The sequence below is a fragment of the Crenobacter sp. CS_VA4 genome (assembly GCF_055597485.1).
This window is the reverse complement of sequence record NZ_JBVMAE010000008.1, coordinates 24,780-44,670: the sequence shown is the minus strand read 5'-3', so window position 1 is coordinate 44,670 and position 19,891 is coordinate 24,780. Positions and strand designations below refer to the sequence as shown.

The window sequence follows — 19,891 nt, the reverse complement described above, 5'->3', positions numbered from 1 at the left end:
TATTTCTGCAAGGATAGATTGCATGGACATTCAAGAAGCGCTGCGCCACACCGTTACCACCCACCCGGTCGTGCTGTTCATGAAGGGCTCGCCGAAATTCCCGCAGTGCGGCTTCTCCGCCCGTGCGGTACAGATCCTGCAAGGCTGTGGTCTGGAGAGCTTCACCGCCATCGACGTGCTGGCCGACCCGGCGGTGCGCCAGGGCATCAAGGACTACTCGAACTGGCCGACCATCCCGCAGCTGTACGTGAACGGCGAGTTCATCGGCGGCTCGGACATCATGACCGAGATGTACCAGTCGGGCGAACTGCAGGAACTGATCAAGACCCTGAACCCGGCCGAGTAAGCATCCCCTGCTCCAGCCAACGAGCCATTCCTTTCGGAATGGCTTTATTTTTGTCTATAGAGAGACAAGCTTGGCCGAAAGATCAGGCCGTGTGCATAAACGCCGGGGACGGCGTGGATTTTGCGGCGCAACCCGCGCTAGAATCGCGTCCCATACCTGAATACAATCTACCGGCCGCCCCCGGCCGGTGACACAACGACCCGAAGCTGTTTTTCACCGTGCCCACCGCCGCCCGTGAAAAGCAGCTTTTTCATAAGGTAAGGGCTCACATGAACATCTCCGTAGTCAATCACCCGCTGGTACAGCACAAGCTCGGCCTGATGCGCGAGGGCGAGATCAGCACCTCGAAATTCCGCACGCTGACGCAGGAGCTGGCGCGCCTGTTGGCGTACGAGGCCACCCGCGACTTCCAGCTCGAAACAATCACCATCGACGGCTGGTGCGGCCCGGTCGAGGTGCAACAGATCAAGGGCAAGAAGGTCACCGTGGTGCCGATCCTGCGCGCCGGCCTCGGCATGCTCGAAGGCGTGCTCGACATGGTGCCATCGGCCAAGATCAGCGTGGTCGGCCTGTACCGCAACGAGGAGACCCTCGAACCGGTGCCGTACTTCGACAAATTCGTCGACAACCTCGACGAGCGCATCGCGCTGATCATCGACCCGATGCTCGCCACCGGCGGCTCGATGGTCGCGACCATCGAGCTGTTGAAGCGCAAGGGCTGCAAGCAGATCAAGGCGGTGGTGCTGGTCGCCGCGCCGGAAGGCGTCAAGGTCGTCAACGAGGCGCACCCGGACGTGCAGATCTACACCGCCTCGCTCGACTCGCACCTCGACGACAACGGCTACATCATCCCGGGCCTCGGCGACGCCGGTGACAAGATCTTCGGCACCAAGCATGCCTGATCGGCGATGCCACTCACATCAGAACGCCGCCTCGACCCGAGCGCGGCGTTTTTTTGAGGACGGGCCATCCCCGCCCCGACAATAACAAGAGGATATTCACGACCATGTTCAACCACGTCAAACAGGCGCTCGCCGGTGCGCAGATCCTGTTCGTCGCCTTCGGTGCGATGGTGCTGGTGCCGCTATTGACCGGCCTGAATCCGTCGATGGCGCTGCTCGGCGCCGGCATCGGCACCCTGCTGTTCCAGCTGTTGACCGGCCGCAAGGTGCCGATCTTCCTCGGCTCCTCATTCGCCTTCATCGCGCCGATCATCTATGCCACCCAGACCTGGGGCCTGCCGTCGACGATGTTCGGCCTGTTCGCCGCCGGCTTCATGTACTTCGTGTTCGCCGCGCTGGTGCGCTGGCGCGGCGTCGCCGCGGTGCACAAGCTGCTGCCGCCGGTGGTGATCGGCCCGGTGATCATGATCATCGGCCTGTCGGTCGCCGGCGTCGCCTCGAACATGGCGATGGGCAAGGCCGGCGGCCAGCAGGTGGTTCCCTACGACACCGCGCTCATGCTCGCCGGCGTGTCGTTGGCCACTACGGTGATCGTGGCGATCTTCGGCCGCGGCATCTTCCGCCTGGTGCCGATCCTCGCCGGCGTGATCGTCGGCTACAGCGTCGCCGGCTTCATCGGCGTGGTCGACTTCGCCAAGATCGCCGCCGCACCGTGGTTCGCGATGCCGCACTTCATCACCCCCGAGGTGAATTGGGCAGCGGCGCTGTTCATGCTGCCGGTGGCGATCGCTCCGGCGATCGAGCACATCGGCGGCGTGATGGCGATCGGCGGCGTGACCGGCAAGGACTACACCCGCGAGCCGGGCCTGCACCGCACCCTCGCCGGCGACGGCCTGGGCGTGTGCGTGGCCGGCCTGATCGGCGGGCCTCCCGTTACGACTTATGGCGAGGTGACCGGCGCGGTGATGATCACCAAGAACTTCAACCCGGTAATCATGACCTGGGCGGCGCTGTTCGCGATCGCGATGGCGTTCTTCGGCAAGTTCAACGCGCTGTTGCTGTCGATCCCGATGCCGGTGATGGGCGGCATCATGGTGCTGTTGTTCGGCACCATCGCCAGCATCGGCCTGAAGACGCTGATCGAGTCGAAAGTCGACCTGATGGCGCCGCGCAATCTGGTGATCGTGTCGGTGGTGCTGACCTGCGGCATCGGCGCGCTCGAGCTGAAGTTCGGCAGCTTCTCGCTGGTCGGCGTCGGCCTGTGCTCGATCCTGGCGATCGTCCTCAACCTGATCCTGCCTCTGGCACCGGACCGGCACGATGGCATCCCCGAAGGCCAGGACATCTGAACGTTCGGCCGACAACCAGACCCGCACATTCCGTGCGGGTTTTTTGTTGCGGCGCCGGATTCTGTCTGGCGGCACGACGGGGCGCCGTGGATATAATGAGGCGGCAACAACAATGACTAGAGAGGGAAACGAGTATGTTGATGCAACGCGAGCACGCCACCCTACTGGTGGTCGACGTGCAGGAGAAGCTGGCCCCGGCGGTGCATGACGCCGACGGGCTCTTGGCCCGCCTACAGTGGCTGGTCGGCGCGGTACGCGACACCGGCGTGCCGGTCGTGTTCTCGGAACAGTATCCGAAGGGCCTCGGCCACACCGTGCCGGCGCTGCGCGAAGTGGCACCGGATGCCCGCGCGGTCGAGAAACAGCACTTCTCCTGCGTCGCCGGCGACTGCCTGCCCGATAGCCTGATGAAGCGCGACCAGGTGATCGTCTGCGGCATGGAAACCCATGTGTGTGTGCTGCAGACGGTGCTCGACCTGATCGACGAGGACAAGGAGGTGTACGTGGTGAGCGACGCGATGTCGAGCCGCCGTGAGGCCGACCATCTAGCGGGTCTGGCGCGGATGCGCGACGCCGGTGCCCAACTGGTCACCCGTGAAATGGTGCTGTTCGAACTGCTGCACCAGGCTGGCACCGACGAATTCAAGAGCGCCAGCAAGCGCTACCTGGTCGGCGAGCAGCCCTAAAGCCTGCTATGAACACTCGCTTGGCCGAACGCCGCTTCGGCCAAGCGACTCCTTCCCGCCCTGCCCGATCATCCCGCTTCACACCCTACCGTTCGGCACCGCAACAGGTGCAATTTTGCGGCGATCACCCTATGCTGTGGGTCCTATCCACCCTGTCAGGAATCCCTCGATGACGATCACCAGCAACTTTCAGGCGAATCTGGCCACCCTGCCGGCAACCGATGCCATCGACGCACTGGAACTCGTCAGCTCCGCCGGCGCGGTCGTCGCCCGGCTGGAAAACCGTCCCGGCACCGCCGGTTCGGTGCGGGTCTACCACGCCCTGCTGAAGGAGTTTGGCGAGATCAACCAGGCCGCCGCACAGCGCGGGCTGGAAATCTACGCCGAGCACGTTGCCGACGCACGCAGCAATCCGGGCAAGCACCCGAACATCGACCGGCTGTTCCCGATCGCCGACCACGCCGTCCCGGCACTGCAAGTCAGCGTGTTCGCCAACGTCGCCGGCTGATAACCGCCGCTTCGGTCAATAAAAAAAAACGGAAGCCCACAAGGCTTCCGTTTTTCATTGCGGGCCGCTCGCGCTCAGCGCAGCGGCTCGACCTTGTAGCGCGGCGGCAGCAGCAGCGCCGGTACCTCGCGCTTACGCTTGCCGCGCACCAACCGGCCCGGGATCAGCGGGAACTCGACCCCGTCGCTCGGCTCGGCACGGCCGGCCGCTGCCGGCTTGCTGCGGCTGGACGCTTGCACCGGACGCGATGCGCTGCTTGCCGCCGGACGCGGGGCCGGGGCGCTGCTGGGGATAATGCCGGCATCAGCGCCTTTCGGCGACGCCATCCACGACGGCCAGAAGCCTTCCACCGGCTGCGCCGTCAGCTTCTGGCGGGTCAGCTTCTCGATCGCCTCGAGCTGCCTCTGCTCGTCCTCGGCCATCAGCGAGATCGCCACGCCCTTGGCTCCGGCGCGACCGGTCCGGCCGATCCGGTGCACATAGTCTTCCGGCGCATTCGAGATCTCGTAGTTGATCACGAACGGCAGCTCGGTGACGTCGAGGCCACGCGCCGCCACGTCGGTGGCGACCAGCACGCGCAGCTCGCCCGACTTGAACGCCGCCAGCGTTTCCAGCCGCAGACCCTGCGCCTTGTCACCGTGGATCGGCTCGACCGACAGGCCGCGACGCTTCAGGTCGCGTGCCACCTGGTCGACGCTCTGCTTGGTCTTGCAGAACACGATCACCTGACTCATGTCGCGCGACTTGATCAGGTGCTCGAGCAGGCCGCGCTTGCGACCGGTATCGACCGCGTACACCAGCTGCTCGACCTGGTCGGAGGTAGCGTTCTGCCGTGCCACCTCGATCAGCTCGGGGCTGCGCATGAAGTCTTCGGCCAGCTTCTTGATCTCCGGCGCGAAGGTAGCCGAGAACAGCAGCGTCTGGCGCTCCTTCGGCAGCATGCCGAGAATCTTGCGGATGTCGTTGATGAAGCCCATGTCGAGCATCCGGTCGGCCTCGTCGAGCACCAGGATGTCGACCTTGTTCAGCTGGATCGACTTCTGGCCGACGTGATCGAGCAGCCGGCCCGGCGTCGCCACGACGATCTCCACGCCGCGGCGCAGGTCCTGGGTCTGCGGGTCCATATTGACGCCGCCGAACACCACGGTATGGCGCAGCGGCAGGTACTTAGTGTACGCCTTGACGTTGACCGCGATCTGGTCGGCCAGCTCGCGGGTCGGCGACAGGATCAGCGCGCGCACCGGGTGCATCGCCGGCGAGGTACTGCTCGACGCGAACTTCTTCAGCCGCTCGAGGATAGGCAGCATGAACGCGGCGGTCTTGCCGGTGCCGGTCTGCGCGGCGGCCAACAGGTCGCGGCCGCTCAACACCTTCGGGATCGCCGCCGCCTGGATCGGGGTCGGCGTGCTGTAACCCAGCTCGTCGATCGCCCGCAGGATCTCGGGCGCCAGCCCCAGCTCTGCAAAGGACATCTCATCACTCCTGCAACAGGAAGGGTTGGCCGAACCCGTCCGTGCGGTTTCGGCCAACCCTTTCGTCTTTGTTCATCAAGTCGGTATCAATCGGTCCGGCGCCCAATAAAGCACGCCGCCCCCACGGACGGGGCGGCGTTGCAAACAGGCGGCTCAGCCGAGCAGGCGGGCCACGCTCAACAGCAGGATCACGGCCAGCCACAACAGCACGCAGCGCCACACCAGGCCTACCGCGCTCTTCAGGAAGCTTGGATCGGCCGGATCGCCCAGCCCCAGCTCGGGGCGGAACCGCACCGTGTAGTCCTGGCGCAGCGGGTCACCGAGCTTCACGCCGATCGCGCCGGCCGCGGTCGCCAGCAGGATGCCGTTGGCGTAGTTGCCCCAGGTGCGCGCCTGCGAGCGCCAGCAGTAGATCGCGTCCTCGAAGTCGCCCATCACCGCGAAGCTCGCCGCGGTCAGCCGCACCGGCAGCCAGTCGAGCCAGAACGAGGCGCTGGCGGCGAAGCGACCGAACTGGTCGTCGCCTTCCTGGCTGCGTTCGCCCCACTTCTGGCCGAGCATCGTCACCAGCCGGTACAGCACCGCGCCGACCGGGCCGGGCAGCACCACGAACCAGAACATCGTGCCGAACACGTGCCGGTAGCTATCCACCACCCCCTGCTCGATCGCCAGTCGAGACATTTCCTCGGTCGACAGCTCGGCGGTCGGCTGGCCGGTCCAGTCGCGCAGCGCTTGACGCGCGTCGAGATCGCGGCCCTCATTCAGCGCTCGCGACATGTCCGAGAAGGCGCTGGAGAAGTGCCTAAAGCCCATCGTCAGGTAGAGCACCAGCACGTTCCACGCCAGCGCCAGGATCGGGTTGAGCCGGTACAGGAGCGCGTACACGCCCCACGCCACCAGCACCGGCGGGACAATGGCCACCAGCCAGGCGAACACGCCATGGCGGTTGGAGCCGGCGTTGAAGTTGCGCTCCAGCTGGTTGGCGTAACGGGTGAACAGCAACCAGACGCGGTTGCGGTTGCCTAGCGGGCGCAGCTGCTCGAGGGCGAGCGCCAAAATAAGAGATAACAGGGTCATCGGTATCGGGGGGTTGATCGCAGGCCCAGCGTCAAGATACCACAGTTGGCAACACGGCGCCCACCGGTGGCGGGCAGAGGGGGAACGGGATTCAGACCGAACCGAGGCGGCGGCCGCCGCCGAGCGACGGCGGGCTGCCGTCGCGCCCGTAGCCGAGGGTGCTGATCGCCGCCTCGCGCAGTACGTTCAGCGCCTCGTCGGTCCGTGCCAAGCTCTCGCTGATGAACTGGCCATTCAGCGTGTTGACCGCCTGAACCTTGTGCAGCGCCGCTTCCAGCGCCTGCCAGGCGGAGAGCGCCGCCGGCTTGTCGGCCAGCCAGCCATGGAGCGCCGCCGGCGTCTCGATGCCCAGTTCGAACAGGCAGCGCTCGCGCAGCACCGACAGCGAGGAGAGCTGTTCGAGCAGCGTCGCCTTGGCCTTGGCCACCGGCTCAAGGAGCAGCGTCAGGCCACTGATCAGCACCCGTTGTTCCTCATTCAGCACTTCGCCCAGCCGGATCAGCTGGGCGGTCTCACTCTCACAGGCGGCGGTAAAGCGCAGCGCGACGTCACTCATGCACAACTCTCTTTAAGTGGAACGATTGGACGTCCCCGCGGCTCAGCGCCCGAGCAGCTCGCGCGCCGAGGCGATCAGCCCGTCCGCGATCGCGCCCGGGTTCACCTCGAAGGTGCCGGCGGCGATCGCGGAGCGGATCGCTTCGACCTTGCCGGCGTCGAACGCCGGTTCGGAAGCGACGCTGCGTTCGACCGCGCTGATCTGGCTGGCCAGCGGATTGATCGCGACGCTGTCGGCGGCACCAGCGGTGCTGCCTTGTGCGTCATCGTCTTTGCGGGTCGGCCGGGTCGGCGTGCCGTAGACGGCGGCCAGGCTGCGGTTAGTCTCGACTTTCATAAAAAATCCTTGTGCTCGGCATTGCGTGATTACTGCAATTATCGGCGACAAGTCTGCAATCTTTAACGGTTTTTTTCGTGGCGGGCGTTCAGAACCGCACCACCACCGTGCCATCCCGCTGCGCCACCCCCTGCACCAGCCTACCGGAGCTCATCCGCACCACCACCACCTCGCCAACCGCGGCGTTGCGGTTGGCGACGCCGTCTGCGAGCACCGCGAAACCGTCGCCGGTGGCGTGCACCTGCACCCGCTGACCGGCCTTCACCACCTGTGGCGGACGCAGCATGAAGGCACGCAGCCAGGCGCCGGCCGGGATGCCGCTCCTGGCGCTCTGGCCGACCACCTCAGCCGGATCCTGCAACACGCTGCGCGCCAGCGCCTGATTCGGCACCACCACCTTCTGCACGTCGGCGTCGGCCAGCACCTCCCCCGGATCGATCGCCCGGGTGGTGACCATGCCGTAGCGGGTCTCGCTGATCGTCACCGGCACCTTCACCACCCAGCCCGCGCCCGGGCAGGCGACGTTCAGCTGCGTGCCGCCACGGGACTGGGCGCCGGGCGGCCAGCTGATCCGCGGCGTCTGCGGACAGGTCCTCAGTCCGTCGAGCGAACTGAGCGGCCCGAGCTGATAGCTCGCCTGGCGGTGCTGCAGTTCGGCGTCGAGGAAGCGGCGCAGCGCGCTCTCGACCGAACCCACGTCCTGCGCGGCCGCCACGGCGAGCGGGGCCAGGCAGAGGAGGAGTAGCGCAAGAATCCTGTTCAACATGCGGGGCATTGTAACCCTGCCTCCACGCAAAACCCAAAGCCTGCTGAAAAACCCAAAGTCTGTTGACAGGCGAAACAATCATGCAATAAACATATGCATTAGAGCCTAGGCTCGATACGAATGTTTGATTGGAACCGACCAAAAATAATGAGGGGAAACCGTTTCATGAAACTGCGTCTTGCCACCTTGAGCTGCGCCATCGCCGTGGCTCTGGCCGCACCGGCCGCGATGGCCCAGAATTACAGCAATATCTATTTCTTCGGCGACAGCCTAACCGACACCGGCGCGTTTGCCGGCCAGCCGTTAAAGCTGCCCAACGGCGCCGTCGTGACACTGCCGGCCAACGCCCGCTGGACGCTCGACTACGGCCCGAACCTGGCCAATGTGCTGGCCGGCAAGTTCGGTCTCGGCGTCATCGCAACCAACGCCACCGACGGTCTCAACCCGAACGGCAACAACTTCGCCCAGGGTGGCGCGCAGGCGCAGACAGTCACCCCGCCCAATAAAGGCCCGTCCGACGACCCGAGCGCACCGGGCATCCCGATTCGCGACGTGCCGCAACAGGTGAAGGACTACCTCGCGCGCACAGGCGGCCGTGCCGACCCGAATGCGGCGTACTTCATCTGGGCCGGCGGCAACGACGTGCCGGCCGCGGCCACCATCGGCGCCGTGACGGCAGCAACCACAGGTTCTCTTGCTCAAGGTCAGCAGGCGGCGACCAATTACATCCTCGCCTCGTCGGCCTCGCTCGCCACCCAGGTCGGCACCCTGCAGGCGCTCGGCGCCAATACCGTCATCGTGCCGAACCTGCCAAACTTCGCGATCACGCCAGCGGCGTTCTACGGTGGCCTCAGCCAGTTGTTCGGCGGCAACACCAGCGACCCGAACTTCCAAAAAGGGGCGCTGGCGGCGTGGGCGGCGCTGTCGATGGTGAAGAACAGCAACGCCGCCGACGAGCAAGCGGCGGTCAACCAAGCAATCGCGGCGGCAGCGGCCGCCTCGGGCCAGCCAGTCGCCGCCGTCACCGCCGCGGTCAACGGCGCCAAGGCCAACCTACAGGCACTGTCGCAGGGCTTCAACGACGCGACCAACCTCGGCCTGTCCGGTCTGGGCGGCGGCATCGTGCGCCCGGACATCGCTGCGCTACTGAACGAGATCGTCGCCGCGCCGACGCAGTACGGCTTCAGCAACGTCACCGGCAGCGCCTGCCCAGTCGGCGTCAGCGCGATCGCCTGCAGTTCGGCGGTCGCCAGCGCGTTCAACCCCGCCTTCGTGGCCGGGATGACCTATCTGTTCACCGACGACCGCCACCCGACCCCGCAGGCGCACGCAATCCTCGGCCAGTACATCTACTCGCTGCTCGTGGCGCCGGCGTTCGCCGCCGCACTGCCGGAGACCGGTCTGAACGCCTCGCGCCAGCTCGGCGACGCGCTAACCACCCGCTACCAGGCGCTGCGCGCCGCACCGCGCCCGGTCGGCACCGTCAGCGCCTTCGCCAGCGGCGGCTGGCGGCCGGACTCGCTCGACTACGACGCCTTGAGCGGCAAGACCAAGGGTCAGTTGCTGACGCTCGGCATCGACTTCCAGGCCAGCGACACGCTGACGCTCGGCGCGGCGTTCGCCGCCGGCAAGGGTGACAATAGCGTCGACAACCAGGGCGACTTCGACAGCCGCCAGCGGCTGATGGCGCTGCTTGCCAGCTGGCGGATGAACCAGTACTGGCTGGACGGCGACCTGCACGTCGGCAACGGCGACATCGACACCCATCGTCAGGTCACGCTCGGCCCGGTGGTCCGCACGATGAACGGCTCGACCCGTACCACCCAGTACGGCTGGCGCGTCAACGGCGGCTACCAGTTCGACGTCGGCCCGGTGCAGACCGGCCCGCTGGTCGGCCTCGACTACGTCAAGGTCAAGGTCGGCGGCGTCACCGAAGACGGCAACAGCAGCACCAGCATGAACTTCGACAAGCAGGACGCCAGCTCCTTCCTCGGCAAGCTCGGCTGGCAGGTGCAGGGCACCTTCGGCCAGTTCACCCCGTACGCCAACGCATCGTGGGTGCACGAGTTCAAGGACGACGCGCGCAGCGTCGCGGTCGGCCTTAACACCCAGCCGGGGCTGTTCACCACCTCGCTCGGCAAACCGGACAGCAACTGGGCGGAGTGGAAGCTCGGCGCGGCGGCCAGCCTGAGCAAAACGATCAGCGCCTACGGCGAACTGTCGACCACCAGCGGCCGCAGCACCGGCAACCTGAAGGCGGTGACACTGGGTCTGGCCGCCTCGTTCTGACCAGCGCCAACCACGACAAAGGCCAACCCAATGGGTTGGCCTTTTTTGATACGCCGCGTTCGGTCAAGGTTGGCCGAAACCGTCTCAGCCCAGTTCGGCGGTAATCAGCGCCTTCACCTTGCCGGCGTCGGCCGGCAGTTCGACCACCCGTTGCGGCAGGTCCTCAATGCCGTCGAAACCGGCCGGGCGCGGCGGCTGTTTGCCGAGCGCCTCGACGATGGTCTCGGCGAACTTGGCCGGCAATGCGGTTTCCAGACATACCACCGTCTCGCCGGCCTGGCGCAGCTCGCGCGCCACCTTGATGCCGTCGGCGGTGTGCGTGTCGACCACCACGTCGTCCTCGGCATCGACCGCCCGGATCGTCGCCAGCCGGTCGGTGTGCGTGCTCATGCCGGACACGAAGCCGAAGCGGCGCTGCGCGTCGGCCAGCTGAGCCGACAGATCGAAGCCCTCGCCCTGCTCCACCTTGGCCCACAGCGCGCGCACCGCCGCCGGGTCGCGGCCGACCAGGTCGAACACGAAGCGCTCGAAGTTGGACGCCTTGGAGATGTCCATCGACGGGCTGGAGGTGATGTGCGTCTCGGCGCTGCCGCGCGGGCGGTAGACGCCGCTCTTGAAGAACTCGTCGAGCACGTCGTTCTCGTTGGTGGCGACGATCAGCCGTGCCACCGGCAGGCCCATCTGGCGCGCGATATGGCCGGCGCAGACGTTGCCGAAGTTGCCCGACGGCACGCAGAAGCTGACCTGCTCGTCGTTGCTGGCGGTGGCGTTGAAGTAGCCCTTGAAATAGTACACCACCTGCGCCACCACGCGCGCCCAGTTGATCGAGTTGACCGTGCCGATCTTGTGCGTCGCCTTGAAGGCGTGGTCGTTCGACACCGCCTTGACGATGTCCTGGCAGTCGTCGAACAGGCCGTCGATCGCGATGTTGTGGATGTTGGCGTCCTGCAGCGAGTACATCTGCGCGCGCTGGAACGCGCTCATCTTGCCGGCCGGCGATAGCATGAACACGTTGATGCCGTGCTTGCCGCGCATCGCGTATTCGGCGGCGCTGCCAGTGTCGCCCGAGGTGGCGCCGAGGATGTTCAGCGTCTCGCCGCGCTTGGCCAGCACGTACTCGAACAGGTTGCCGAGCAACTGCATCGCCATGTCCTTGAACGCCAGGGTCGGGCCGTTCGACAGCTCCAGGATCACCAGGCCGTCATTCAGCCGTTTGACCGGGGTGATCTCGGCCGAGCCGAACGCCGCGGCGGTATAGGTGCGGCCGACGATGTCCATCAGGTCCGCCGCCGGGATGTCGTCGGCGAAGCGGCGGATGATCTCGAACGCGAGCTCCGCGTAGGACAGGCCGCGCCAGGTGTCGAGCGTGGCGCGGTCGATCTGCGGGTAGCTTTCCGGCAGCACCAGGCCGCCGTCGGGCGCCAGGCCCATCAGCAGGATGTCGGAGAAGGCGGCAGGCTCAAGGCCGCCGCGGGTACTGATGTAACGCATGATTCTTTACCGTTGTTTGAAGCAGGAGAACGCCGCCTGTTCGAGCAGGCCCTTGAGGCGCGGATCGTCCTTGACCTTCACCTCGCCGCCGATGATCGCGATCACGTCCTCCTTGGACAGCGAGGCGGTGACCTTCTCGGCGGTGCACGAGCACATCCGCTCCGGGTTCGGACCGGCGAGCAACGCGCCCCAGACCGAGTCCTGCGCCTTGTTGACGCACAAGAGCGACAGGCCCTTCAGGGTAATCTCGCGGCCCTGCCCGGTCAGCGTTTCGGCCGACGCGGCGTTCGCGACCAGCAGCAACAGGCCGGCCAGCAGCCAGCGACGCTTAGCCATTGAGTTCTTCCATACGCAGCCGCACCACCTTGCCGCGCACGCTGTCGAGCGCCTCGATCGCGGCGATCGCGGCGTTGACCGCCTTTTCCTGCACCAGGTGGGTCAGGATCACCACCTCGGCCGAACCGTCGGACACCGAGCCCTTCTGGATCACCGCCTCGATCGAGATGCCCTGTTCGGCCAACAGGCTGGTGATATTGGCGAGCACGCCGGCACGGTCGACCGCGCCGATGCGCAGGTAGTAGCTGCTGTAGACCTCCTCGATCGGCAGGATGCGCAGGTCTTTGAGCTGGTCCGGCTGGAACGCCAGGTGCGGCACGCGGTGCTCGGGGTCGGCGGTCAACAGGCGGGTCACGTCGACGATGTCGGCGACCACGGCCGAGGCGGTCGGCAGCGCGCCGGCGCCAGCGCCGTAGTACAGCGTCGGGCCGACCGCGTCGCCCTTGACGAGCACCGCGTTCATCACGCCGTTGACGTTGGCGATCAGGCGCTTCTCCGGGATCAGCGTCGGGTGCACGCGCAGCTCGACGCCAGCGTCGGTGCGGCGGGTCAGGCCGATCAGCTTGACGCGGTAGCCGAGTTCCTCGGCGTACTTGATGTCCTTGCTGGTCAGCTGGCTGATGCCTTCCAGGTAGCACTTGTCGAACTGCATCGGGATGCCGAACGCGATCGACGCCATGATGGTCAGCTTGTGGCCGGCGTCGTGGCCTTCCACGTCGAAGGTCGGGTCGGCTTCGGCGTAACCCAAGCGCTGCGCTTCGGCCAGCACGTCGGCGAAGTTACTGCCCTTCTCGCGCATCTCGGTCAGGATGAAGTTGGAGGTGCCGTTGATGATGCCGGCGATCCACTCGATGTGGTTGGCGCTCAAGCCCTCGCGCAGTGCCTTGATGATCGGGATGCCGCCCGCCACCGCCGCCTCGAACGCGACCATCACGCCCTTTTCCTGCGCCCGCGCGAAGATCTCGTTGCCGTGCACCGCCAAGAGCTTCTTGTTGGCGGTCACCACGTGCTTGCCGTTGGCGATCGCCTTGAGCACCAGCTCCTTGGCGATGGTATCGCCGCCGATCAGCTCGACCACGATGTCGACCTCGGGGTGGTTGACGATCGCGAACGCGTCGTCGACCACGGTCACGCCGTCGCCACAGACCTCGCGGGCGTGGGCCACGTCGCGGTTGGCGGCCATGAACAGGCGGATCGCCCGGCCGGCACGACGGCTGATTTCCTCGGCATTGTTGCGCAGCACCTGAGCGGTGCCGCCACCGACGGTTCCGACCCCCATCACGCCAATATTGATCGGCTTCATCATTGCTCCTGTTTTCTTTGTCCTGGTCATTCTTATGCCCGGTCGAGCGTATTCATGCAAGCACGGGGAGCCGATGGCTCCCCGTTAGCGGTATCCAGCGGTTTCGGCCGACCTGGTCCGAAACTCAGTCGGTGCCGTGGCGCTTTCGGTAGTTGCCGAGGAAGTTGCCCACCCGGCCGAGCGCCTCGGTCAGGTCGTCGGTATTGGGGAGGAATACCACGCGGAAGTGATCCGGCGCAATCCAGTTGAAGCCGGTGCCCTGCACCAGCAACACCTTCTCTTCGAGCAGCAGGTCGAGGATGAACTGCTGGTCGTTCTTGATCGGGTACACCTCCGGGTCGAGGCGCGGGAACATGTACAGCGCGCCCTTCGGCTTGACGCAGGACACACCCGGGATCTCGGTCAGCAGCTGGTACGCCAGGTCGCGCTGGCGGCCGAGGCGGCCGGTCGGCATCACCAGGTCGTCGATGCTCTGGTAGCCGCCGAGCGCGGTCTGGATCGCGTACTGGCCCGGCGCGTTCGGGCACAAGCGCATCGACGCGAGCATGTTCAGCCCCTCGATATAGTCGCGCGCGTGCCTCTTCTCGCCCGACACACTCATCCAGCCGGCGCGGAAGCCACAGGCGCGGTAGTTCTTCGACAGCCCGTTGAAGGTCACGCACAGCAGATCGGGCGCGAGACTGGCGATCGACGTGTGCTTGGCGCCGTCGTACAGCACCTTGTCGTAGATCTCGTCGGCGTAGATGATCAGCCCGTGCTCGCGCGCCACCTCGACGATCGCCTGCAGCACCGGCAGCGGGTAGACCGCACCGGTCGGGTTGTTCGGGTTGATCACCACGATCGCCTTGGTGTTCGGGGTGATCTTGGCGCGCATGTCGTCGATGTCCGGCATCCAGCCGACCGACTCGTCACAGAGGTAGTGCACCGCGCGACCGCCGGCGAGGCTCACCGCCGCGGTCCACAGCGGGTAGTCGGGCGCCGGCACCAGCACCTCGTCGCCGTTGTCCAAGAGCGCCTGCATCGCCATCACGATCAGCTCGGACACGCCATTGCCGATGTAGATGTCCTCCATGCCGACGCCGGGCAGCTGCTTTTCCTGCGCGTAGTGCATGATCGCCTTGCGCGCCGCGAACAGCCCCTTCGAATCGGTGTAGCCGGACGCGTTCTGCAGATTGGCGATCATGTCCTCGATGATCTCATCCGGCGCGAAGAAGCCGAACGGCGCAGGGTTGCCGATATTGAGTTTGATGATGCGGTGGCCTTCTTCCTCCATCCGTTTGGCATGGTCGAGCACCGGGCCGCGGATGTCGTAGCAGACGTTGGCGAGTTTCTGCGATTTATGAATGGGGTGCATGGCGGTCTTTGGCTGGCAGAGCGCGCGGGCGTTCTGGTCTTTGTCCTGTTGTATTGGCGCGCGAGCGGCGGTGCCGGCTGCCGCGCGGGTCAGAGTATAATCCTATCCCAAACTTTGCTGCGCTGCGAGAGACGATCGGCCCGCGGCGCCTCCGACGCAACACGCGTGTTTCCAAGGACTTCGGCGATGAAATTCAACCAAGAAACGAGCGAGGGCTCGAACCGCTTCACCGGTTACGGCGACGGCTACTTCCTGATCAACGAGGAACGCCACGACGGCAACCTGATCGTCACCGCCGAGCTGATCGCGCCGTGGCCGGTGGCCGACTTTGCGGCGTTGACCCCGGAGCACTTCGCGATGCTGGCCGACTACGCGCCGGAAGTGGTGCTGTTCGGCACCGGCAAGACGATCCGTTTCCCGCACCCGCGGCTGACCGCGGCGCTGACCAACGCCCGCATCGGCGTCGAGGTGATGGACAGCCAGGCGGCCTGCCGCACCTTCAACATCCTGTCGAGCGAGGACCGCAGAGTCCTCGCCGTCTTGCTCGGCTAAGGCCCCCCGCCGCGACAGAAACGACAAAAGGTTGGCCGAACGCATGCGTTCGGCCAACCTTTTTTTGTTGCAACCCGACCGTGTCAGTGCAGCTTCAGCGACGGCCGCGCCACCCCGCGCAGCTTGTCGCCGCAATAGAGCAGCGCAGTAAGCAGCCAGCCGTGCACCACCGCCTGGTGCATCCGGTACAGCGAGGCGTAGATCAGCTTGGCGCCGCGCCCCTCAACGTAGTAGTCGCGCTTCGGCCCGACCACCGCCGCCAGGCTGCCGACCGCGCTGTGCTTGCCGAGCGACACCATCATGCCCTGCGGCTTGAACACGAAGGCCGGGGCCGTCTTGCCGGCGAGCCGCGCGCTCAATTCGCCGACCAGCCACTTCGCCTCCTGGTGCGCCACCTGCGCGGTCGCCGCCAGGGAGCGGCCGCTGTCGCCGTCCGGCGCCGCGGCGCAGTCGCCGAGCGCATAGATCCGCTCGGCACCGACGCAGCGCAGTCGGCCGTCGACCTGCAACTGGTTGACCCGGTTCACCGCCAGGCCGTCGAGGCCGGCGAGCCAGGTCGGCGCCTTCACCCCGGCCGCCCAGACGGTGATGTCGGCGGCCACCTTGCGACCGTCGGCGAGCTCGACGCCATCCGGCTGCACCGCTGCCACCCGGCTGCTGGTCAGGATGCGGATCTGCTTGGCGCTCAACTGTTCTTCGGCGTACGCCGACAGCGACGGCGGGGCCGCCAACAGGATGCGGTCGGCGCCCTCGATCACGCTGATCTCGACCTGATCCGGCGCCAGACGCGCGCCGTACTGGTGCAGCTCACGCATCGTGTGGTTCAGTTCCGCCGCCAGCTCGACGCCGGTCGCGCCGCCGCCGACGATGGCGATGCCGAGCTTCTTGCCCGCCTCGGTGCCGCTGCTGACCGCGAACGCCAGCTCGAGGACGCGGTGGCGCAGCGTCTCGGCGTCGTTCGGGGTGTTGAGGAACATCGCGTGCTCGGCGACGCCGGGGGTGCCGAAGTCATTGGCTTCGGAACCGACCGCCAGCACCAGGTAATCGTAGGCGATGTCGCGTGCCGGGCTGAGCTGCTTGCCGTCGGCGCCGTGGATCGCCGAGAGCCGGATGGTACGGTGCGCGCGATCCAGCCCTTCCATGTAGCCGAACTCGAATTCGTAGTGATTGTGGTAGCCGTGCGCGAAGTAGTTGACCTCGTCCTCACCGGTATTGAGCGCGCCGGTCGCCACCTCGTGCAGCAGCGGCTTCCAGATGTGCGTGGCAGCGCCATCGACCAGCACCACCTGCGCCTGGTGCCGGGCGCCCAGCCTGCGACCGAGCCGGGTGGCGAGTTCGAGACCGCCGGCGCCGCCGCCGACGATGACGATGCGGGGTAAAGCCTGTGAACGGCTTAGCATGGCATCTCCTGATGAGTGGTATGGGCGGAGCTTACCCGCTGTACCGCGGCGCAACAACCGAACCGGCGTCCCATTATTTTGCAGGGAAAACCCCGGCAATCCGGCCGAAACGGCCGTGCGCGATAACTGTCGACAAGCTACTGCGCACGTCGGGCGCCACCCGCGCCCGCGCCCGCCCCGACGGCGAATCGGCCACCGGCTAGGCCGGCCGAAAACGCCGAGGGCCCGGCGATCGGCCGGGCCCTCGTAACTGCTTATGCCAGTACGACTTAACGCGCGAACAGCAGCAAGCCCAACAGCAGCGCGATCAAGGCCAGCAGCCAGTTCTGGCGCTTCTGCTCGCGCATCAACTGGGTATAGCCCTCGATCAAGAGACCAGTGCGATCTGCCGACAGCGCCTCGTTGAGCTTCCGCGGAATCCCCGGCAAGGTGGTCGCCCAATCCGGCGCCTCGTTTTTCAATGTACGCAACAATCCGCGCCAGCCGATCTGCTCGTTCATCCATTTCACCAGGAACGGCTTGGCGGTCGCCCACAGGTCGAGGTCCGGGTCGAGCTGTCGGCCGAGCCCCTCGATATTCAGCAAGGTCTTCTGCAGCAACACCAACTGCGGCTGGATCTCGACATTGAAACGGCGGCTGGTCTCGAACAGGCGCAGCAGCACCAGGCCGAACGAGATCTGGCTGAGCGGCTTCTCGAAGATCGGCTCGCAGACGGTGCGCACCGCCGCCTCGAGCTCCTCGGCGCGGGTGTCTTTCGGCACCCAACCCGACTCGATGTGCGCGGTGGCGACGCGGTGGTAGTCGCGGTTGAAGAACGCCAGGAAGTTGATCGCGAGGTAACGCTTGTCGTACTCGGTGAGCGAGCCGACGATGCCGAAGTCGAGCGCGATATAGCGGCCGTCGGCGGCGACGAAGATATTGCCCGGGTGCATGTCGGCGTGGAAGAAGCCGTGGCGGAACACCTGGGTGAAGAAGATTTCGACGCCGAAGCGGGACAACTTCTTCAGATCGACGCGCTGTTCGCGCAGTCGGTCGATCTGCGAGATCGGCGTGCCGTGCATCCACTCCATCGTCATCACGTTGCGCGAGCACAGGTCAAAGAACACCTCGGGCACCAGCAGCTGGTCGGAGCCGGTGAAGTTGCGGCGCAACTGGCTGGCGTTGGCCGCCTCGTGCATCAGGTCGAGCTCGTCGTGCAGGTACTTGTCGAACTCGCCGACCACCTCGCGCGGCTTCAGCCGGCGGCCGTCCGGCAACAGCTTTTCGGCCAACCGCGCCAGCACCCGCATCAGCGCCAGGTCCTGCTCGATCACCGGCAGGATGGCGGGGCGCAGCACCTTCACCGCCACCTCGCGCCCCTTGCTGCCATCCTCGTTCTTCAGCCAGGCGCGGTGCACCTGCGCGACCGAGGCGCTGGCGACCGGGGTCAAGTCGAACTCGGCGTAGAGGGCATTAATCGGCTTGCCGAATGCGATCTCGACCTGGTCGCGGGCCAGCTTGCCGTCGAACGGCGGCACCCTGTCCTGCAGCCGCGCCAGCTCGTCGGCGTACTCGGGCGGCAGCAGGTCGCGGCGGGTCGACAACACCTGGCCGAACTTGACGAAGATCGGGCCGAGGCTCTCCAAGGCCAGGCGCACCCGCACCGGCAGCGGCGCGCGTTTGGCCATCGCCGAGCGCGGCAGCAGGCGGCTGGCGCGGTGCAGCCAGCGCAGCCGCGGGTGCAGGCCGAAGAAGTCGTTCAGGCCGAAACGGTGGAAGGTGAAGAAAATCGTGTAGAAACGGGCAATCCGCATGCAGTCATCCTGTTCGGCCAACCTTGCGGCCGGCCGCCCAGCCAGTAATCAGGAAAGGGTACGGCGCGCCAGCTCGGCGCTCAATCGCGCCAGGCGCTTGTCGAGCCGCTCGGCGTCGTCGCGCAGCGCGTCGACCTCGGCGACGAAGCGGCCGACGTCGTGCTTGCGCGCGAGCAGCGGCGCCTCTTCGCGCAGGTGCTCGATCCAGCTCTCCAGCAGCCGCGCGCCGATCTCGCCCTTGATGCCGAGCGCGCCGCGCACGAAGCGCTCGACCCGGTTGGCGGCGACGTCGCCGACCAGCCGCGACAGGTCTTCGCCGGCGTCCCATTTCAACGCGCCGAACACCCGCGCCACCGCGGTGGCGAGTTCGGTGTCGCCGGTCAGCTTCACCGCAGTCAGGTCCGGGTCGCGGCCGGAGAGCGCGGTCAGCACCGCGCCGTGGCTGACGGCGACGCTGGCCTCCGGCTCGCCGTCGCTGGCTGCCAGCCAGCCCTGCTCGGTGATCACGCCGCGCACCGTCACCGGCGCCAGCGTAAAGGCGATGCGCCGGCCGGCGTGGCGGGCGAGCGTCTCGCGCGCCACCGGGTGCTGGTTGAGCAGATGGTTGATCAGCGCAAGAGAAATCATTGCCACCGCCTCAGAACTTGTAGCCCTTGTGCAGCGCCACCACGCCGGCGCTCAGGTTGTGGTAGTCGACCTTGCCGAAACCGGCGTCGAGCATCATCTGCTTCAGCGTCTCCTGGTCCGGATGCATGCGGATCGACTCGGCCAGGTACTGGTAGCTCTGGGCGTCGTTGGTGACCAGCTTGCCCATCAGCGGCAGCGCCTTGAACGAATACAGGTCGTAGAGCGGCGACAGCGGTTTCCACACCTTGGAGAACTCCAGCACCATCAGCTTGCCGCCCGGCTTGAGCACCCGGCACATTTCCTTCAGCGCCACGTCCTTGTGCGTCATGTTGCGCAGGCCGAACGCCACCGACACCGCGTCGAAGTAGTTGTCGGGGAACGGCAGCTTCTCGGCGTCGGCGAGCGACACCGGCAGGATCAAGCCTTCGTCGAGCAGCCGGTCGCGGCCGACGGTCAGCATCGAGCTGTTGATGTCGGTCAGCCACACCTCGCCGGTCTTGCCGACCCGCTTGGCCCAGCCGCGCGCCAGGTCGCCGGTGCCGCCGGCGATGTCGAGCACCTTGTCGCCGCTCTTCACGCCCGAGGTGTTCAGCGTGAAGTGCTTCCAGACGCGGTGCAGGCCGCCCGACATCAGGTCGTTCATCACGTCGTACTTCTGCGCCACCGAGTGGAACACCTCGGCGACCTTGTGCGCCTTTTCGCTCTCGTCGACGCTCTTGAAACCGAAATGGGTCTGCTTGTCCATCTA

Annotated in this window: 20 protein-coding genes; 7 read left to right on the top strand and 13 right to left on the bottom strand. The window is 66.2% G+C overall.

The window, feature by feature from the left end; genetic code table 11:
- Positions 1-22 precede the first annotated feature (22 nt).
- The 5 genes from grxD to ACZ2IA_RS09465 all read left to right on the top strand — a co-directional run bounded on the left by grxD (position 23) and on the right by ACZ2IA_RS09465 (position 3,791).
- On the top strand, positions 23-346 hold the full coding sequence (grxD, locus tag ACZ2IA_RS09485; RefSeq protein ID WP_470292332.1) for a Grx4 family monothiol glutaredoxin: 324 nt from the start codon (positions 23-25) through the stop codon (positions 344-346).
- 269 nt (positions 347-615) lie between these two features.
- Positions 616-1,248 (top strand): uracil phosphoribosyltransferase, encoded by a 633-nt coding sequence (gene upp / locus ACZ2IA_RS09480; RefSeq protein WP_470292331.1) that lies wholly within the window; start codon positions 616-618, stop codon positions 1,246-1,248.
- Between the two features lie 104 nt (positions 1,249-1,352).
- The gene (locus ACZ2IA_RS09475; protein WP_470292330.1) at positions 1,353-2,597 is read left to right on the top strand and encodes a uracil-xanthine permease family protein; all 1,245 of its coding nucleotides are present in this window, start codon (positions 1,353-1,355) and stop codon (positions 2,595-2,597) included.
- Between the two features lie 134 nt (positions 2,598-2,731).
- On the top strand, positions 2,732-3,283 hold the full coding sequence (locus tag ACZ2IA_RS09470; protein ID WP_470292329.1) for a hydrolase: 552 nt from the start codon (positions 2,732-2,734) through the stop codon (positions 3,281-3,283).
- Positions 3,284-3,452: 169 nt separating this feature from the next.
- Positions 3,453-3,791 (top strand): DUF2322 family protein, encoded by a 339-nt coding sequence (locus tag ACZ2IA_RS09465; RefSeq protein ID WP_470292328.1) that lies wholly within the window; start codon positions 3,453-3,455, stop codon positions 3,789-3,791.
- Between the two features lie 74 nt (positions 3,792-3,865).
- Here the strand turns inward: ACZ2IA_RS09465 and ACZ2IA_RS09460 are convergent, their stop codons facing one another.
- From ACZ2IA_RS09460 to flgA, 5 genes are all read right to left on the bottom strand, one after another.
- Complete coding sequence (locus tag ACZ2IA_RS09460; RefSeq protein WP_470292327.1) at positions 3,866-5,263, bottom strand: DEAD/DEAH box helicase; 1,398 nt, start codon at positions 5,261-5,263, stop codon at positions 3,866-3,868.
- A 153-nt stretch (positions 5,264-5,416) separates the two neighbouring features.
- Positions 5,417-6,340 (bottom strand): CobD/CbiB family protein, encoded by a 924-nt coding sequence (locus tag ACZ2IA_RS09455; protein WP_470292326.1) that lies wholly within the window; start codon positions 6,338-6,340, stop codon positions 5,417-5,419.
- Positions 6,341-6,431: 91 nt separating this feature from the next.
- Positions 6,432-6,896 carry a flagella synthesis protein FlgN gene (locus ACZ2IA_RS09450; protein WP_470292325.1) on the bottom strand — a complete coding sequence of 155 codons (465 nt, stop codon included), beginning with the start codon at positions 6,894-6,896 and terminating at the stop codon, positions 6,432-6,434.
- 42 nt (positions 6,897-6,938) lie between these two features.
- Entirely contained in the window at positions 6,939-7,232 is a 294-nt protein-coding gene (gene flgM, locus ACZ2IA_RS09445; protein WP_470292324.1) for a flagellar biosynthesis anti-sigma factor FlgM, read from the bottom strand.
- 88 nt (positions 7,233-7,320) lie between these two features.
- Positions 7,321-7,998 carry a flagellar basal body P-ring formation chaperone FlgA gene (gene flgA, locus ACZ2IA_RS09440; RefSeq protein WP_470292323.1) on the bottom strand — a complete coding sequence of 226 codons (678 nt, stop codon included), beginning with the start codon at positions 7,996-7,998 and terminating at the stop codon, positions 7,321-7,323.
- Positions 7,999-8,163: 165 nt separating this feature from the next.
- Here flgA and ACZ2IA_RS09435 point away from each other — a divergent pair, with 165 nt between their 5' ends.
- Entirely contained in the window at positions 8,164-10,287 is a 2,124-nt protein-coding gene (locus tag ACZ2IA_RS09435) for an autotransporter outer membrane beta-barrel domain-containing protein (RefSeq protein ID WP_470292322.1), read from the top strand.
- An 84-nt stretch (positions 10,288-10,371) separates the two neighbouring features.
- On the opposite strand, the gene thrC is transcribed toward ACZ2IA_RS09435, so the two are convergent.
- The 4 genes from thrC to ACZ2IA_RS09415 form a co-directional block, all read right to left on the bottom strand.
- Entirely contained in the window at positions 10,372-11,778 is a 1,407-nt protein-coding gene (gene thrC, locus ACZ2IA_RS09430; RefSeq protein WP_470292321.1) for a threonine synthase, read from the bottom strand.
- Between the two features lie 6 nt (positions 11,779-11,784).
- Positions 11,785-12,114 carry a hypothetical protein gene (locus tag ACZ2IA_RS09425; protein ID WP_470292320.1) on the bottom strand — a complete coding sequence of 110 codons (330 nt, stop codon included), beginning with the start codon at positions 12,112-12,114 and terminating at the stop codon, positions 11,785-11,787.
- Positions 12,107-13,417 (bottom strand): homoserine dehydrogenase, encoded by a 1,311-nt coding sequence (locus ACZ2IA_RS09420; protein ID WP_470292319.1) that lies wholly within the window; start codon positions 13,415-13,417, stop codon positions 12,107-12,109. The genes ACZ2IA_RS09425 and ACZ2IA_RS09420 overlap by 8 nt, the downstream gene beginning before the upstream one ends.
- A 124-nt stretch (positions 13,418-13,541) precedes the next feature.
- Entirely contained in the window at positions 13,542-14,771 is a 1,230-nt protein-coding gene (locus tag ACZ2IA_RS09415) for a pyridoxal phosphate-dependent aminotransferase (RefSeq protein WP_470292318.1), read from the bottom strand.
- Positions 14,772-14,957: 186 nt separating this feature from the next.
- Between ACZ2IA_RS09415 and ACZ2IA_RS09410 the strand changes: the two genes are divergently transcribed.
- Positions 14,958-15,323: an Mth938-like domain-containing protein gene (locus ACZ2IA_RS09410; RefSeq protein ID WP_470292317.1), complete on the top strand. Its 366-nt coding sequence runs from the start codon at positions 14,958-14,960 to the stop codon at positions 15,321-15,323.
- A gap of 83 nt (positions 15,324-15,406) precedes the next feature.
- Here ACZ2IA_RS09410 and ACZ2IA_RS09405 read toward each other — a convergent pair whose 3' ends face one another.
- The 4 genes from ACZ2IA_RS09405 to ubiE all read right to left on the bottom strand — a co-directional run bounded on the left by ACZ2IA_RS09405 (position 15,407) and on the right by ubiE (position 19,888).
- Positions 15,407-16,723: an NAD(P)/FAD-dependent oxidoreductase gene (locus ACZ2IA_RS09405; RefSeq protein WP_470292316.1), complete on the bottom strand. Its 1,317-nt coding sequence runs from the start codon at positions 16,721-16,723 to the stop codon at positions 15,407-15,409.
- 269 nt (positions 16,724-16,992) lie between these two features.
- Entirely contained in the window at positions 16,993-18,516 is a 1,524-nt protein-coding gene (gene ubiB, locus ACZ2IA_RS09400) for a ubiquinone biosynthesis regulatory protein kinase UbiB (RefSeq protein ID WP_470292315.1), read from the bottom strand.
- 48 nt (positions 18,517-18,564) lie between these two features.
- The gene (locus ACZ2IA_RS09395) at positions 18,565-19,143 is read right to left on the bottom strand and encodes a ubiquinone biosynthesis accessory factor UbiJ (protein WP_470292314.1); all 579 of its coding nucleotides are present in this window, start codon (positions 19,141-19,143) and stop codon (positions 18,565-18,567) included.
- Positions 19,144-19,153: 10 nt separating this feature from the next.
- A complete protein-coding gene (gene ubiE, locus ACZ2IA_RS09390; protein WP_470292313.1) occupies positions 19,154-19,888 on the bottom strand; it encodes a bifunctional demethylmenaquinone methyltransferase/2-methoxy-6-polyprenyl-1,4-benzoquinol methylase UbiE in 735 nt (244 codons plus the stop codon).
- Positions 19,889-19,891: the final 3 nt, after the last annotated feature.